This window comes from Citrobacter sp. Cpo089 (genome assembly GCF_030332695.1).
Classification (GTDB): domain Bacteria; phylum Pseudomonadota; class Gammaproteobacteria; order Enterobacterales; family Enterobacteriaceae; genus Citrobacter; species Citrobacter portucalensis.
On the sequence record NZ_JAOWHJ010000054.1, the window covers coordinates 98,992 to 114,445 of the forward strand.

General features: G+C 50.9%; 11 protein-coding genes. 6 read left to right on the forward strand and 5 right to left on the reverse strand.

Translation table 11 applies throughout. The features are described from left to right. Positions 1 to 1,287 carry a threonine synthase gene (gene thrC, locus OGX92_RS10475; protein ID WP_149281238.1) on the forward strand — a complete coding sequence of 429 codons (1,287 nt, stop codon included), beginning with the start codon at positions 1 to 3 and terminating at the stop codon, positions 1,285 to 1,287. 84 nt (positions 1,288 to 1,371) lie between these two features. On the opposite strand, the gene yaaA is transcribed toward thrC, so the two are convergent. Together yaaA and OGX92_RS10485 are read right to left on the reverse strand one after the other, a co-directional pair. Continuing rightward, the gene (yaaA, locus tag OGX92_RS10480) at positions 1,372 to 2,145 is read right to left on the reverse strand and encodes a peroxide stress protein YaaA (RefSeq protein WP_286586521.1); all 774 of its coding nucleotides are present in this window, start codon (positions 2,143 to 2,145) and stop codon (positions 1,372 to 1,374) included. 77 nt (positions 2,146 to 2,222) lie between these two features. Further along, positions 2,223 to 3,653, reverse strand: coding sequence for an alanine/glycine:cation symporter family protein (locus OGX92_RS10485; RefSeq protein WP_063941080.1), 1,431 nt, complete (start codon positions 3,651 to 3,653; stop codon positions 2,223 to 2,225). A gap of 273 nt (positions 3,654 to 3,926) precedes the next feature. On the opposite strand from OGX92_RS10485, the gene tal reads away from it, so the two are divergent. From tal to OGX92_RS10500, 3 genes are all read left to right on the forward strand, one after another. Continuing rightward, a complete protein-coding gene (tal, locus tag OGX92_RS10490) occupies positions 3,927 to 4,880 on the forward strand; it encodes a transaldolase (RefSeq protein WP_003829752.1) in 954 nt (317 codons plus the stop codon). A gap of 110 nt (positions 4,881 to 4,990) precedes the next feature. Further along, positions 4,991 to 5,578 (forward strand): molybdopterin adenylyltransferase, encoded by a 588-nt coding sequence (mog, locus tag OGX92_RS10495; RefSeq protein WP_286586522.1) that lies wholly within the window; start codon positions 4,991 to 4,993, stop codon positions 5,576 to 5,578. A gap of 124 nt (positions 5,579 to 5,702) precedes the next feature. Continuing rightward, positions 5,703 to 7,010 carry an MFS transporter gene (locus OGX92_RS10500; RefSeq protein WP_286586523.1) on the forward strand — a complete coding sequence of 436 codons (1,308 nt, stop codon included), beginning with the start codon at positions 5,703 to 5,705 and terminating at the stop codon, positions 7,008 to 7,010. A gap of 34 nt (positions 7,011 to 7,044) precedes the next feature. Here OGX92_RS10500 and satP read toward each other — a convergent pair whose 3' ends face one another. Continuing rightward, positions 7,045 to 7,611, reverse strand: coding sequence for an acetate uptake transporter (gene satP / locus OGX92_RS10505; RefSeq protein ID WP_003829744.1), 567 nt, complete (start codon positions 7,609 to 7,611; stop codon positions 7,045 to 7,047). 364 nt (positions 7,612 to 7,975) lie between these two features. Continuing rightward, positions 7,976 to 8,380, reverse strand: a complete 405-nt coding sequence (locus OGX92_RS10510; RefSeq protein ID WP_003829741.1) for a DUF2541 family protein — start codon at positions 8,378 to 8,380, stop codon at positions 7,976 to 7,978. A 384-nt stretch (positions 8,381 to 8,764) separates the two neighbouring features. Between OGX92_RS10510 and dnaK the strand changes: the two genes are divergently transcribed. Together dnaK and dnaJ are read left to right on the forward strand one after the other, a co-directional pair. Beyond that, on the forward strand, positions 8,765 to 10,687 hold the full coding sequence (gene dnaK, locus OGX92_RS10515; protein ID WP_003829739.1) for a molecular chaperone DnaK: 1,923 nt from the start codon (positions 8,765 to 8,767) through the stop codon (positions 10,685 to 10,687). 85 nt (positions 10,688 to 10,772) lie between these two features. Next, positions 10,773 to 11,906, forward strand: coding sequence for a molecular chaperone DnaJ (gene dnaJ, locus OGX92_RS10520; RefSeq protein WP_003829737.1), 1,134 nt, complete (start codon positions 10,773 to 10,775; stop codon positions 11,904 to 11,906). Between the two features lie 68 nt (positions 11,907 to 11,974). On the opposite strand, the gene OGX92_RS10525 is transcribed toward dnaJ, so the two are convergent. Beyond that, on the reverse strand, positions 11,975 to 15,304 hold the full coding sequence (locus OGX92_RS10525; RefSeq protein ID WP_286586524.1) for a DEAD/DEAH box helicase: 3,330 nt from the start codon (positions 15,302 to 15,304) through the stop codon (positions 11,975 to 11,977). Positions 15,305 to 15,454 lie beyond the last annotated feature (150 nt).

Here is a 15,454-nt window from a genome sequence, read left to right on the forward strand (position 1 = left end):
ATGAAACTGTATAATCTGAAAGATCACAACGAACAGGTCAGCTTTGCACAGGCTGTTACGCAAGGACTGGGCAAGAATCAGGGATTGTTTTTTCCGCACGATCTACCGGAATTCAATCTGACAGAAGTGGATGAGATGCTGAAGCAGGACTTCGTTAGCCGCAGCGCGAAGATCCTGTCCGCATTTATTGGTGATGAGATCCCTCAGGAAATTCTGGAAGAGCGCGTGCGTGCGGCATTTGCCTTTCCGGCACCGGTTGCTCAGGTTGCCGCGGATGTCGGCTGTCTGGAACTGTTCCACGGCCCAACGCTTGCATTTAAAGACTTTGGCGGGCGCTTTATGGCGCAGATGCTGACGCACATTAGTGGCGACAAACCGGTAACGATTCTGACGGCGACCTCCGGAGATACCGGGGCGGCCGTTGCGCATGCCTTTTATGGCCTGAAAAATGTGCGCGTGGTGATCCTCTACCCGAACGGCAAGATCAGCCCATTACAGGAAAAACTGTTCTGTACGCTGGGCGGTAACATTGAAACTGTGGCTATTGATGGCGATTTTGATGCCTGCCAGGCGCTGGTGAAACAGGCGTTTGATGACGAAGAGCTGAAGGTGGCTCTGGGACTGAACTCGGCTAACTCAATTAACATTAGCCGTCTGCTGGCGCAAATCTGTTACTACTTTGAGGCTGTGGCTCAACTGCCGCAAGAGGCGCGTAATCAACTGGTGATTTCCGTTCCCAGCGGTAACTTTGGCGATCTGACTGCCGGGCTGCTGGCGAAATCACTGGGCTTGCCGGTGAAGCGTTTTATCGCGGCGACTAACGTTAATGATACGGTTCCGCGCTTCCTTGCAGAAGGTGAGTGGGCACCGAAAGCGACTCAGGCGACGTTGTCGAATGCGATGGATGTCAGCCAGCCGAACAACTGGCCGCGCGTGGAAGAACTGTTCCGCCGTAAAATCTGGCGTCTGAATGAGTTGGGTTATGCCGCCGTTGACGATGCCACGACTCAGGACACGATGCGTGAGTTACATGAGATGGGCTACACCTCAGAACCGCATGCGGCGGTGGCTTACCGCGCGCTGCGTGACCAGCTAAACCCTGGCGAGTATGGCCTGTTCCTCGGTACTGCGCATCCGGCGAAGTTTAAAGAAAGCGTTGAAGAGATTCTTGACCTGACGCTGGCGTTGCCAAAAGAACTGGCGGAACGCGCGGATCTGCCGCTGCTTTCTCATCACCTGCCTGCTGATTTTGCTGAACTGCGTAAGCTGATGATGACCCGCGGGTAATGGTTGTGCCCGCTGGCGCTTTGCTTAGCGGGCCGACAAAATCTGTAGGCCGGATAAGGCGTTAGCCGTCATCCGGCCTTTTTACTATTGCTCGTGGCGTTTAAATACCAGTTCGCTGTTTCCTGATGCTTCTTCATCAAAGAAATAACCTTCACTGTTAAATGCGGTCAGCTGTTCCGGCTGTGTTAAGCGGTTCTCAATAATGTAGCGACTCATCAGGCCGCGCGCTTTTTTGGCATAGAAACTGATGACTTTGAACTTGCCGTTTTTCTCGTCGAGGAAGACTGGTTTGATAAGCTCAGCGTTGAGTTTTTTCGGCTTCACGGATTTAAAATACTCATCCGAGGCGAGGTTGATCACCACGCTGTCGCCTTGCGCTTCCAGCGCTTCGTTAAGTTTATCGGTGATGGTATCTCCCCAGAACTGGTAGAGATCTTTACCCTTCGCATTGGTCAGACGAATGCCCATCTCCAGACGGTAAGGCTGCATCAAATCCAACGGACGTAAAACGCCGTATAGCCCGGACAGCATCCGTAAATGCTGTTGAGCGAAGTCGAAATCCGCCTCGCTGAAGGTTTCAGCCTGCAACCCTGTATAGACGTCGCCTTTAAACGCCAGGATGGCCTGACGTGCATTGTCCGGCGTGAAGTCAGGCTGCCAGTCATGGAAACGGGTGGCGTTCAGATCCGCCAGCTTGTCGCTAATCCCCATCAGCTTGCCAATCTGAGGTGCAGAGAGCTGGCGTGCCACGTGAATAAGCTGCTGAGAGTGATCCAGCAACTCGGGCAGCGTATGACGTGTCGTTGCCAGCGGGCTTTGGTAGTCGAGCGTTTTTGCAGGTGAAATCAGAATCAGCATATCCAGTCCTTGCAGGAAATTTACTGCGACTTTAGCAAAAAAAACGACTGAATTGATCGATGGTTGCGATTGCCGCGCTATTCGCGCGGCGTTTCATCCCAGCTATCGGGCGCAAGCTGTTGTCTGATATCAGGATAACGGCGCGGATCGAATTCTGGACGCACCCCGAGTTTACGCTGGCGCAGATAGTCGCTGGCGATGGTATGGACAACCGGAGAAAGCAGCAGAATCGCCGTCAGGTTAGTGATGGCCATACAAGCCATAATGATGTCGGCCAACTGCCAGACGAGTGGGAAGCTGACTAACGTTCCCCCAACAACGGTACTCACGGTAGCGATACGTAATAGCCAGATGACGCGGATGTTGTCCAGCTTCAGGAAAACGAGGTTGTTTTCCGCATAAATGTAGTTGGCGACGATAGAGCTAAAGGCAAACAGAATCACAATAAAAGCCACGAATCCGGCTCCCCATTCACCCGTCAGCGAGACCATGGCTCTTTGCAGCAACTGGATGCCTTCCATTGGCACATAAGTGGTGCCATTACCCGCCAGTAAAATGATCATTGCGCTGGCCGTACAAAGAATTAGCGTATCGCCCAATACACCAATCATTTGCACAATGCCTTGTGCTGCAGGGTGTGGCGGCCAGGATGCTGCCGAGGCAGCTGCGTTCGGGGTTGAGCCCATTCCGGCTTCATTAGAGAACATACCGCGTTGAAAGCCGCTGGCAATAGCCTGGCTCAGCGTATACCCGGCGGCACCGGCCGCGGCCTCCTGCCAGCCAAAGGCGCTTTTTATGATGGTCATGATAATGCCGGGGAGCTGTCCGAAATGCCAAAGGCAGATGACGAGGCTACAACCGATCCACAGCAGCGCCATCATCGGAACAAACCATTGCATCAGGCGTGCGACGCCTTTAATGCCGCCGACGATGACCACTAATGACGCGATTGCCAGTGCGATACCGGAGAAGAGGGGAGGGATATCAAAAGCAAAATCCAGCGCACGAGAGACTGAGTTCGCCTGAACGCTGTTAAAAATCAGGCCATAGGCAATGAGTAAAAAGATGGCAAACAGCACGCCCATCCAGCGCATGCCCAGCCCACGGGCCATATACCATGCAGGACCGCCGCGAAACTGTCCCTTGCTGTCGCGCTCTTTATACAGTTGGGCAAGTGAGCACTCAGCGAATGAGGTTGCCATACCAATGACCGCCGAGACCCACATCCAGAAAATGGCTCCCGCGCCGCCGGCGGCGATCGCCAACGCCACACCCGCCAGATTTCCGCTACCGACGCGCGCGGCAAGACTGGTGCACAATGCCTGAAAGGAAGTTAAACCGCCCGGCTGCGGGCTGATGCTGTTTTTAAGACTTTTGCCAAACTGGCGAATATAGCGGAACTGCACGAACCCTGTACGCCAGGTGAACCAACATCCTGCGCCAAGCAGGAGGTAGATCATCACCGATCCCCAGAGTATTTCATTAATAAATGAGAAAAAATCAGGCATTAACATCCCTCTTGTTGATGCCGGTAAGCGCGAATAATCCCGTGTAAGCGCTACCAATTATCGACCAGTATATACCTTATAAGGTGATTGATTGCGGGAGTTTACCATAACAATGGGTATATCTTTAATTGCGCATCACGGGCTGTGAGATGCGTAATCAGGGCTGAGCAGCGGGTCGGACAATCCAGGCGGTTGCGCTGAGAGTGCGTCGTGCTATCATCAGGGAAGATCGGTTACATCCCCCTAACAAGCTGTTTAAAGAGAATCGCTATCATGACGGACAAATTGACCTCCCTTCGTCAGTTCACCACAGTAGTGGCCGACACCGGAGACATCGCGGCAATGAAGCTGTATCAGCCTCAGGATGCCACAACTAACCCTTCTCTCATTCTTAACGCAGCGCAGATCCCAGAATACCGCAAGCTGATTGATGATGCTGTAGCCTGGGCTAAGCAGCAGAGCAACGATCGCGCACAGCAGATCGTCGACGCGACCGACAAACTGGCAGTAAATATCGGTCTGGAGATCCTGAAACTGGTCCCGGGTCGTATTTCTACTGAAGTTGACGCTCGTCTGTCCTACGACACCGACGCGTCCATCGCGAAAGCAAAACGTCTGATCAAAATGTACAACGATGCTGGCATCAGCAACGATCGCATTCTGATCAAACTGGCTTCAACCTGGCAGGGCATCCGTGCCGCTGAGCAGCTGGAAAAAGAAGGTATCAACTGTAACCTGACTCTGCTGTTCTCCTTCGCGCAGGCGCGCGCATGTGCAGAAGCTGGCGTATACCTGATTTCTCCGTTTGTTGGTCGTATTCTGGACTGGTACAAAGCCAACACTGACAAGAAAGAGTATGCACCGGCAGAAGATCCGGGTGTGGTTTCCGTAACGGAAATCTACGAGTACTACAAACAGCACGGTTACGAAACCGTGGTGATGGGTGCGAGCTTCCGTAACGTCGGCGAAATCATTGAGCTGGCAGGCTGCGATCGTCTGACGATTGCTCCGGCACTGCTGAAAGAGCTGGCGGAAAGCGAAGGCACTATCGAACGTAAACTGTCCTTCTCCGGCGAAGTGAAAGCGCGCCCTGCACGTATCACTGAAGCTGAGTTCCTGTGGCAGCACAACCAGGATCCGATGGCTGTAGACAAACTGGCGGACGGTATCCGTAAGTTTGCTGTAGACCAGGGTAAACTGGAAAAAATGATCGGCGATCTGCTGTAATCATTAACGCGTGGCCCTGACAGGGGTCACGCTACCTCTTCTGAAACCTGTCTGTCCTTCCCTTCGCAGTGTATCATTCTGTTTAACGAGACTGTTTAAACGGAATAATCATGAATACTTTACGCATTGGCCTGGTTTCCATTTCTGACCGTGCTTCCAGCGGCGTTTACCAGGATAAAGGCATCCCGGCCCTTGAAGAGTGGCTGGCATCTGCCCTTACCATCCCTTTTGAGCTGCAAACGCGACTGATCCCGGATGAACAGGCGATCATCGAACAGACCTTATGTGAGCTGGTGGATGAAATGAGCTGTCATCTGGTGCTGACTACCGGCGGAACGGGTCCGGCCCGCCGCGATGTAACGCCTGATGCCACGCTGGCCGTAGCCGACCGCCAGATGCCGGGCTTTGGCGAGCAGATGCGCCAGATAAGCCTGCACTTTGTGCCAACGGCTATTCTCTCCCGCCAGGTTGGTGTGATTCGCAAACAGGCGTTGATCCTGAATCTGCCAGGGCAGCCGAAATCGATCAAAGAAACGCTGGAAGGCGTGAAAGATGCCGACGGTAAGGTTATCGTGCCGGGTATATTTGCAAGTGTACCGTATTGTATACAGTTGCTGGATGGGCCGTATGTGGAAACCGCACCGGCTATTGTAGCATCTTTTCGTCCTAAAAGCGCAATCCGCGATATAAACGCCTGAAAGTAGTCCGATCGTGACATAAGTGCCAATGACAGTGGAGTATTGAATTGTTTACGATATAGTAATTTTTGCTTTACATATATCGACTGACAGATTCAATAACTCCACTGACTCATGGTTTGCTATGTCACAACACACTCGACCGCTGAATCGCCAGGATTATAAAACTCTTACGCTTGCTGCCCTCGGCGGTGCGCTTGAGTTTTATGATTTCATTATCTTCGTCTTCTTTGCCGCTGTTGTTGGCGAACTCTTCTTCCCTGCAGACATTCCTGAATGGCTACGTCAGGTGCAAACCTTCGGCATTTTTGCCGCCGGATATCTGGCGCGTCCGCTGGGTGGCATCATCATGGCGCACTTTGGCGATCTGGTCGGGCGTAAGAAAATGTTCACCCTGAGCATTTTGCTGATGGCGATACCGACGCTGGCGATTGGTCTTTTGCCTACCTACGCCTCAATGGGGATCCTCGCGCCGCTGCTGTTACTGCTGATGCGCATTTTGCAAGGCGCAGCCATCGGCGGAGAAGTGCCGGGCGCGTGGGTGTTCGTGGCGGAACACGTACCGGAGCGCCGCATCGGCATTGCCTGTGGCACGCTGACCGCCGGGCTGACGGTGGGGATTCTGCTGGGATCGGTGGTCGCAACTCTGGTGAATACCAGCCTGACGCAGCAGGCGGTGCATGACTACGGCTGGCGTATCCCGTTCCTGCTGGGGGGCGTGTTTGGGCTGGTGGCGATGTACCTGCGTCGCTGGTTGCAGGAAACGCCCATCTTCCTCGAAATGCAGCAGCGTAAAGCGCTGGCGCAAGAGCTACCGGTGAAGTCGGTGGTGAGCAAGCATAAAAAAGCGGTGGTCATTTCCATGCTGCTGACCTGGCTGTTATCGGCCGGGATTGTGGTGGTGATCCTGATGTCGCCAGTCTGGTTGCAGAAGCAGTATGGTTTTGCACCGGCGTTGACGTTACAAGCCAACAGTGTCGCGACCATTATGCTGTGCGTCGGCTGTCTGCTGGCCGGGTTTATTGTCGACCGGGTCGGCGCCAGCAAAATCTTTATTGTCGGCAGCCTGCTGCTGGCCTGTTCAAGCTGGTTTTTCTATCACCTGACCGGCAGCCATCCTCAGCACTTGTTCTTGTTATACGGGCTGGTAGGGTTGTGCGTTGGTGTGGTGGGAGCAGTGCCTTATGTGATGGTGCGGGCGTTTCCGGCGGAGGTCCGCTTTACCGGAATCTCCTTTTCTTACAACGTGTCGTACGCCATTTTTGGTGGTCTGACACCAATCGCCGTGACGATGTTAATGAGCGTGTCGCCAATGGCTCCGGCCTGGTATGTGCTGGCGTTATCGCTGGTGGGGTTAGGTCTGGGGATTTGGCTGCGACAGGATATTTATCATCGCGATACGAGCGTGCAGGGAGAGTTACAGCGCTTGTAAGGAATATCCCCCCGTTCGGGGGGATAGCGTCAGTTTAGTGCGCTTCACCGATCGGCAGGATGGTACGGCCAAACTGTTCGTTCAGCACTTCACCCATCGCCAGGTAAATGGCGCTTGCGCCACACACTAAGCCAATCCAGCCAGCAACGTGAATGATCGCTTCGTTACCTGCAATGTTGCCAACCGCCAGCAGTGCGAACAGCACTGTCAGGCTCAGGAAGACAAACTGCAACGCGCGGTTAGCTTTCAGCGTGCCGAAGAACATGAACAGTGTGAACACGCCCCACAGACCCAGGTACACGCCCAGGAACTGACCATTGGTTGCATCCGCCAGGCCCATTTTCGGCATGATCAGGATTGCAACCAGCGTCAGCCAGAACGAACCGTAGGAGGTAAAGGCGGTTAAACCGAAGGTGTTGCCTTTTTTATATTCCAGCAGACCGGCAAATATTTGCGCGATACCGCCGTAGAAAATGCCCATCGCCAGAATAATAACGTCAAAGGCGAAGAAACCCGCGTTGTGCAGGTTAAGCAGAATGGTGGTCATGCCAAAGCCCATCAGGCCCAGCGGTGCCGGATTAGCCAACTTAGTGTTGCCCATAATTCCTCAAAATCATCATTGATTGAATGGTGAAATAGTTTCCCCAAATAACGATCACTGTCTTCGGGGCGCGGCATGATAATCAGGGGAGAGGGCACTGTCTATGATCTAACGAAGGGAAAATGAATTATTTTCCCTGTGATGGGCATCACGCTTACGCATGGTTGAGCATTTTGCTGAGACAGACGATTTGAAGTACCACCGGGAACTGAGGGATTTGGTGGACGATCTGGTGAGAAATACCCATAGCCAGATGGAGCTGCTTCATGCGCGCGGCAGTGGTTATTCCAGTTCAAAGGCTTTCGCATCAACCGCGTGTCTGCCCCGCATGTTTTCTATGGCTTCTGAATCAAAATGTGCGGAATTAGTCGTCGCCAATAACTTTCAGCGTTGCCATGTCAGAGGAGTTTACTGACTGGCCTGAGAAGGTGATTTTAGACACGCAACGTTTATTGTCGTTGTCGCTATTAATAGTGATCCAGTTGGTCGTTTGTCCCTCTTTAATGGATGACGGGACGTTCAGGCTTTGGCTGGAAGTGCGTACTGCTTTGAAGTAGACGGATGCGCCGTTAAGTTTAATATCGCCGCGATCGGCGGTGAGCTGAATGCGCTTCACAACCCGGCAAACGGGAATTCTCAGCGTGAGGTCGTTGGTTGCGTTGCGGGGCATCGCAACCATACCCAGAACTTTATGATCGTTAGCGTGCGCGGCGCTGCTCAGCAGCAGGCCCATAAGCAGGCTGGTGGAAAGGGTTAACACGGATTTCATGGAATTTCTCTTTGACGGCTGTAAAAGTGTGTGACATCAGACCATCTTACCGCCGACGGGAAACCGTTTCATGGTCGTAATCTTTTCTTTTTATTACAATTTTCACATGAATAACCGTGCTGGTGTTGATTTGTTTTGTGAATTGATTTTGATTGGAAACTATTCGTTTTTTTGCCTTTCTGCCTTTTTACCTTAATTTTATCGCCACTGTGCTAAAAAAAATTTTCATGCCCCCCTTGATGACGTGGGTTACGACCCCATCTTGTAGACAACCGCAGTGGTGAGTCTGAAAAAAAACGATTCAGGGTAGTTGAAACCGCACGTTTCGCCCTTATTACAGATTCACAACCACATGATGACCGAATTTTTAGTGGAGACGTTTAGATGGGTAAAATTATTGGTATCGACCTGGGTACTACCAACTCTTGTGTAGCGATTATGGATGGCACTACTGCACGTGTGCTGGAGAACGCCGAGGGCGATCGCACCACGCCTTCTATCATTGCTTATACCCAGGATGGTGAAACTCTGGTTGGTCAGCCGGCTAAACGTCAGGCAGTGACAAACCCGCAAAACACCCTGTTTGCGATTAAACGCCTGATTGGCCGCCGCTTCCAGGATGAAGAAGTACAGCGTGATGAAGCCATCATGCCGTACAAAATCATCGGTGCTGACAACGGTGATGCATGGATTGATGTAAAAGGTCAGAAAATGGCACCGCCGCAGATTTCTGCTGAAGTGCTGAAAAAAATGAAGAAAACGGCTGAAGATTACCTGGGCGAACCGGTAACTGAAGCGGTTATCACCGTACCTGCATACTTCAACGATGCTCAGCGTCAGGCAACCAAAGATGCTGGCCGTATCGCAGGTCTGGAAGTAAAACGTATCATCAACGAACCGACCGCAGCGGCACTGGCTTACGGTCTGGATAAAGAAGTTGGCAACCGTACTATCGCGGTTTATGACCTCGGTGGTGGTACTTTCGATATCTCTATTATCGAAATCGACGAAGTTGACGGCGAAAAAACCTTCGAAGTTCTGGCAACCAACGGTGATACCCACCTGGGTGGTGAAGACTTCGACAGCCGTATGATCAACTACCTGGTTGACGAATTTAAGAAAGATCAGGGTATCGATCTGCGTAATGACCCGCTGGCGATGCAGCGTCTGAAAGAAGCCGCTGAGAAAGCGAAGATCGAACTGTCTTCCGCTCAGCAGACCGACGTGAACCTGCCGTACATTACTGCAGACGCGACTGGTCCGAAACACATGAACATCAAAGTGACCCGTGCGAAACTGGAAAGCCTGGTTGAAGACCTGGTTAACCGTTCTATCGAGCCGCTGAAAGTTGCTCTGCAGGATGCTGGTCTGTCTGTTTCCGACGTTCAGGACGTTATCCTGGTCGGTGGTCAGACTCGTATGCCGATGGTACAGAAGAAAGTTGCTGAGTTCTTCGGTAAAGAGCCGCGTAAAGACGTTAACCCGGACGAAGCAGTGGCAATCGGTGCTGCCGTTCAGGGTGGTGTATTGACCGGTGATGTGAAAGACGTGCTGCTGCTGGACGTTACCCCGCTGTCTCTGGGTATCGAAACCATGGGTGGCGTGATGACTCCACTGATCGCGAAAAACACCACTATCCCGACCAAGCACAGCCAGGTGTTCTCTACCGCTGAAGACAACCAGTCTGCGGTAACCATCCACGTGCTGCAGGGTGAACGTAAACGCGCCGCTGATAACAAAGATCTGGGTCAGTTTAACCTGGATGGTATCAGCCCGGCTCCGCGCGGTATGCCGCAGATCGAAGTTACTTTTGACATCGATGCCGACGGTATCCTGCACGTTTCCGCGAAAGACAAAAACAGCGGTAAAGAGCAGAAGATCACCATCAAGGCTTCTTCTGGTCTGAACGAAGAAGAAATTCAGAAAATGGTTCGCGAAGCAGAAGCGAACGCAGAATCTGACCGTAAGTTTGAAGAGCTGGTTCAGACTCGTAACCAGGGTGACCATCTGCTGCACAGCACTCGTAAGCAGGTTGAAGAAGCAGGCGACAAACTGCCAGCTGATGACAAAACTGCCATCGAGTCTGCACTGACCGCGCTGGAAACTTCTCTGAAAGGCGAAGACAAAGCGGATATCGAAGCGAAAATGCAGGCGCTGGCACAGGTTTCCCAGAAACTGATGGAAATCGCTCAGCAGCAGCACGCACAGCAGCAGGCTGGCGCAGCAGGCGCTGATGCTTCTGCAAACAACGCGAAAGATGACGACGTTGTCGACGCCGAGTTTGAAGAAGTGAAAGACAAAAAATAATCGCCCTTTGAACGGGTAATTACTGGCACGGGCGAAGAGGTTTCCTCTCCGCCCGTGCACGCATGTTAGGGGCAGATAAAAAGAGATGGCTAAGCAAGACTATTACGAGATTTTAGGCGTTTCCAAATCAGCGGAAGAGCGTGAAATCAAAAAGGCCTACAAGCGCCTGGCCATGAAATTTCACCCGGACCGCAACCAGGGTGATAAAGAGGCCGAAGCCAAGTTTAAAGAGATCAAAGAAGCGTACGAAATCCTGACCGATGCGCAAAAACGTGCGGCTTACGATCAGTACGGTCATGCTGCGTTTGAGCAAGGCGGCATGGGCGGTGGCGGCGGTTTTGGCGGCGGGGCTGACTTCAGCGATATCTTTGGTGACGTGTTTGGCGATATTTTTGGCGGCGGTCGTGGTCGTCAGCGCGCCTCACGTGGTGCTGATTTACGTTACAACATGGATCTCACTCTGGAAGAAGCCGTGCGTGGCGTCACCAAAGAGATCCGTATTCCGACTCTGGAAGAGTGTGACGTCTGCCACGGTAGCGGTGCGAAGGCAGGTACTCAGCCGCAGACCTGTCCAACCTGTCATGGTTCTGGTCAGGTACAGATGCGTCAGGGCTTTTTTGCCGTACAGCAGACCTGTCCACACTGCCAGGGTCGCGGTACGCTGATCAAAGATCCGTGCAACAAATGCCACGGTCATGGTCGTGTTGAGAAAAGCAAAACGCTGTCCGTTAAGATCCCGGCAGGGGTTGATACCGGCGACCGTATTCGTTTAGCGGGCGAAGGTGAAGCCGGTGAACATGGTGCACCAGCAGGTGATTTGTACGTTCAGGTGCAGGTAAAACAGCACCCAATTTTCGAACGTGAAGGCAATAACCTGTACTGCGAAGTACCGATTAACTTTGCGATGGCAGCGCTGGGCGGCGAGATTGAAGTCCCAACGCTGGACGGTCGCGTGAAGTTAAAAATTCCGGGCGAAACGCAAACTGGCAAACTTTTCCGCATGCGTGGAAAGGGCGTCAAGTCTGTACGCGGTGGCGCTCAGGGCGACCTGCTGTGCCGCGTGGTGGTTGAAACCCCTGTGGGCCTGAACGACAAGCAGAAGCAACTGCTCAAAGATCTGCAGGACAGCTTTGGCGGCCCGACCGGCGAACAAAACAGTCCGCGCTCCAAAAGCTTCTTCGACGGTGTGAAGAAGTTCTTTGATGATCTGACGCGCTAAGCTTACTGCCGTATATTCTAAAAAGCCTGAAATTGGAAAATCTCAGGCTTTTATTTTTGGTTCTGTTCTCACTTCCACTCCAGGCTTACCTGTTCAACAACGATATTTGTCTCTGCTTTCTCCGGCAAGGTATGTGCGACAATTGCAAATCCGGGTAATGTCTTCCATACCAATGGGTCTCCAATAACAAAAATGTGTTTTTTAGCACGGGTAAGGGCCACGTTCAGAAGATTAGGTTTGCTCGAAGCCCATTCTGCGCCGCCGCGATTGTGTACATCACATCCAAGAACAAAAATAACGATGTCGTTTTCTTTCCCCTGAAAAGTATGGACTGTACCAACACAGCTTTTTTGCCACTCTTTAATTTCTTTATGTTTTAGTCGCGGTGAGTATTGTTGCCAGCTGGCCAGCTCTCTTTGTTCAATCAGTTCCAACAAAGCATATTTAACAGCCTTGAATGGAGTAATAACGTAAATAGACCCCAGATCTATATTTTCCGTGAGTAGACGGTCCAGCAGTGTAATCAGGCTTTGACCGTGACTATCTCGGTACTGCTTGTCTCCCAAACCGCCTCTTGAAACCAACCAGTGGTTTTCAAGTTCGCCATTGACAAGACGACTACAGATTTTGTCTGTATCAAGCCCGTGAATCATCCGGTTATTGTATGCCAGTTTATTAGCAATACTGAACATGGGTTCGATACAACGGCGATGTACCCATAATGGGATCCCAATCCAGATGTTATTGTTCATCATCTCTAATTTGCAGCCCCAATGATTGACGCGATCGGCAACCTGTTGGACTGAGAGCTTTTCTGGATTCCACTTTTCAGCATGCTCGTGTAGAAGGTCCTGACAAAGGTGCCTAACCAGTGATGGAGAGGTGGTGAATACAGGCTCAATCTGTAACGGATCGCCCACAACAAGTACGCGTTTGGCGCGCCATATAGCGCCGACGGCCTGTTGAGGTGATGCCTGGCCAGCTTCATCGATCATTACCCAGCCAAGCTCGCCGCCTTTTACTCCATGCAGCATACGTCCCACTGAGGCAAAGGTTGTAGAGAGTACCGGGACAAACATGCATAACGTTTGCCACCAGGGGAGTGGCGTGGGCTCAAGATGAGGGGAATTTAAAAAATTCCTCAGGCGGAGCAGGAACATTTCTCTAAAGCGATCAACGCTCCCCATTGCCTCGTAAAGCCAGGCTTGATGAAGATCCATCGCAGCCATAAACAACAGTGAGCGTTGGCGGTTGATCTGAGCGTTTTGCCAGAATGCGGTGCGCTGTAAGCCAGCATTATCGATGGGTTTATGGCTATCAGGTAGAGCTATTCCTGAAAACTTATCCTTCAGGCCCCGCAATTTTTGTTCTATTTCCTCGCGCTGCAGGGCAATCCTGTCTATTTCTTGCTGTAAGCGGCGTTTTTGGGCGTCTGCCTCATTCAGTTGTTTACGCTGTTCAGAAATGAGCTGTGTTTTGTGTATTAATGATGCGCTAAGCGTTAAAAGATGCTGTTGTGTGTTACGTAATGATGTCTGGTAAGTCTGTACCTTTTTACGATTGAGCAAACGAGTCAGCAGGCCAGGTGCATCGGCTTCTTCTATTTTTTGCTGTTGCTTGGCATGCTGAATCTGTTTTTCAATTACGTCCTGCTCAGCTTCAAATTCCTTAAGTGCGCTAAGCCGCTCTTGACATCGCACTGCCGCTTTTGCCATGTCCGAAGACAAAACATCAGATGAACAGTAAGGTTTTTTTGCCAGCAGTTCGGCTAATTCTGCTAACTGTTTTTGCAGCTCTTCTGTTGTTTTCAGGCAGTGAATGAAATGCTGCTTTGCTGCGGTAAAAGAGAGTTTATTGTGGCAAGACTTCCAGCGCCAAAGGCTGAGAAAGTTTTCGTTGTCCGGTCTAGCCATTTCGACTGATGTGTCGCGTAAAAAATGCTCATCAAACAGTAATCTTTGGGCGAATTTTGTACGATTTGTTTTTCTTCCAAGAGCTACTGAAATTAATCCCCAACACTGTTTTTCTGTCGCAAGAGGACGAAAGAGATGGTAATTACGCTCAGTTCCTTTTCCATCTTTATCTCTTTTATGCGCAGATTTGGGCAGGGATTTTGCTGCAACTTGATTTGCGGTCGGTGACAAATAGTCAAGAGAACGAAATTCTTCGGCCAGCGATTTCTTTTGCGGTAATTCGTTAGAGATATTTTCTACGGCTGCATTATTGGATGAGGCCACAATCATTTCGAAACCGGTCAGTTCCGGGACGATAAAGCCTTCATGGGTAAGCGTATCTTCCACATTGCTGAAGCCCGCAAGGACTCTCGCTCGTTCAACGACATTATGCGCAACTAAATCACGCAGCAACGTCGTTTTCCCCGTTCCCGGAGGCCCATTTACTGATAGTAACCCACCTTCAGCAAGCTCTTCTACCGCCGTATTTATTGCAAACTGCTGCATTAATGACATCGCGTGCTCTGGCTCTGAAGGCCAACGCCCCAGAGGCATTTTAGTCGGATGCAGCTTATCGATAATGGCTGTTAGTCCTTTCTGAGAATAGAGATCCGGGTTTCTGTGAACAAGGTGAGTGAGGTAAGTATTGAGTGTTCGGCATCGAGTGTCTTCCAATGATGACATTGCATCTTCAATATCCTCAAAAAAGAAGCTATTTAAGATGGGAAGTACTAATGCCTTTTCATTGTCGCTTATGAGGTCTTCCGTTTCGCTAGCTTCTTCTTGTTCCGTGTCCTGGCTCTCATTGTTGCCGTTAAACCAGTCAATTTGTATTGCATATTGCCATTCAGGTGCAAAGTCCGCCCATGATGTTAAATGAGTGTCGAGCAGCGTGAGAATATTGCTTGCGCGCAATACTCCCGGGCCTTTTTCCCTTACGGGCTCTAACGTAACGCAGAAATCATTGAATGTATCGGCAAGATGCATACAATCGACCGCGAAGACTGATGAGTCGAGTTTGTGGAATTGACGTTTTTTAAGATGGCCCAACGCCCAGGGTAGCGAACTTACCGACAGTTTATCTCTCGTGGGTACACCTTCTCCGTTCAACTGCATCTTAGCAAAACAGGTTGTCCCTTCCTGATCCAAGCGCTGTTCGCATTCGTCGTCATTTTCCTCATTTGTTCCAAGAACCTCCTGACTAATACGGCTGACGATATTTTTCTCAAATAGCCCTACGTGAACAATAAATGATGCCTTCGGCGGAATGTCATATTGCTGGCGTAATTTCTCTGAATGCCACGGAAGTGAAGCATCACCTAATGTAATGAGTTTTTTTAGTGGGATCAGCAGGCTTTTATCTTTTCTTTCAAGCGTATAAGGCTGAAAAAATTCTATGCGTTGCCAGGTTCTCAATATTTCTTGCGGGAGAGGTGTCGAGTCCATCTTAGCTCTTTGATTATTATCCCAATATATCAATGAATACGAGAATACTCTGATCCAAGAATTTTTGAAGATCTGAGAGGAGGAATCATTCTCTCTGGCGGTAATGGCACAGGCAGAACATCTTGATGATTGCTGAAATTTTTACTCGTA

Coding starts and splice junctions, on each gene's coding strand:
- tal (WP_003829752.1), top strand. CDS start 3,927: ATGACGGACAAATTGACCTCCCTTCGTCAGTTCACCACAGTAGTGGCC.
- OGX92_RS10485 (WP_063941080.1), bottom strand. CDS start 3,653: ATGCCTGATTTTTTCTCATTTATTAATGAAATACTCTGGGGATCGGTG.
- dnaJ (WP_003829737.1), top strand. CDS start 10,773: ATGGCTAAGCAAGACTATTACGAGATTTTAGGCGTTTCCAAATCAGCG.
- dnaK (WP_003829739.1), top strand. CDS start 8,765: ATGGGTAAAATTATTGGTATCGACCTGGGTACTACCAACTCTTGTGTA.
- OGX92_RS10525 (WP_286586524.1), bottom strand. CDS start 15,304: ATGGACTCGACACCTCTCCCGCAAGAAATATTGAGAACCTGGCAACGC.
- mog (WP_286586522.1), top strand. CDS start 4,991: ATGAATACTTTACGCATTGGCCTGGTTTCCATTTCTGACCGTGCTTCC.
- OGX92_RS10510 (WP_003829741.1), bottom strand. CDS start 8,380: ATGAAATCCGTGTTAACCCTTTCCACCAGCCTGCTTATGGGCCTGCTG.
- thrC (WP_149281238.1), top strand. CDS start 1: ATGAAACTGTATAATCTGAAAGATCACAACGAACAGGTCAGCTTTGCA.
- yaaA (WP_286586521.1), bottom strand. CDS start 2,145: ATGCTGATTCTGATTTCACCTGCAAAAACGCTCGACTACCAAAGCCCG.
- OGX92_RS10500 (WP_286586523.1), top strand. CDS start 5,703: ATGTCACAACACACTCGACCGCTGAATCGCCAGGATTATAAAACTCTT.
- satP (WP_003829744.1), bottom strand. CDS start 7,611: ATGGGCAACACTAAGTTGGCTAATCCGGCACCGCTGGGCCTGATGGGC.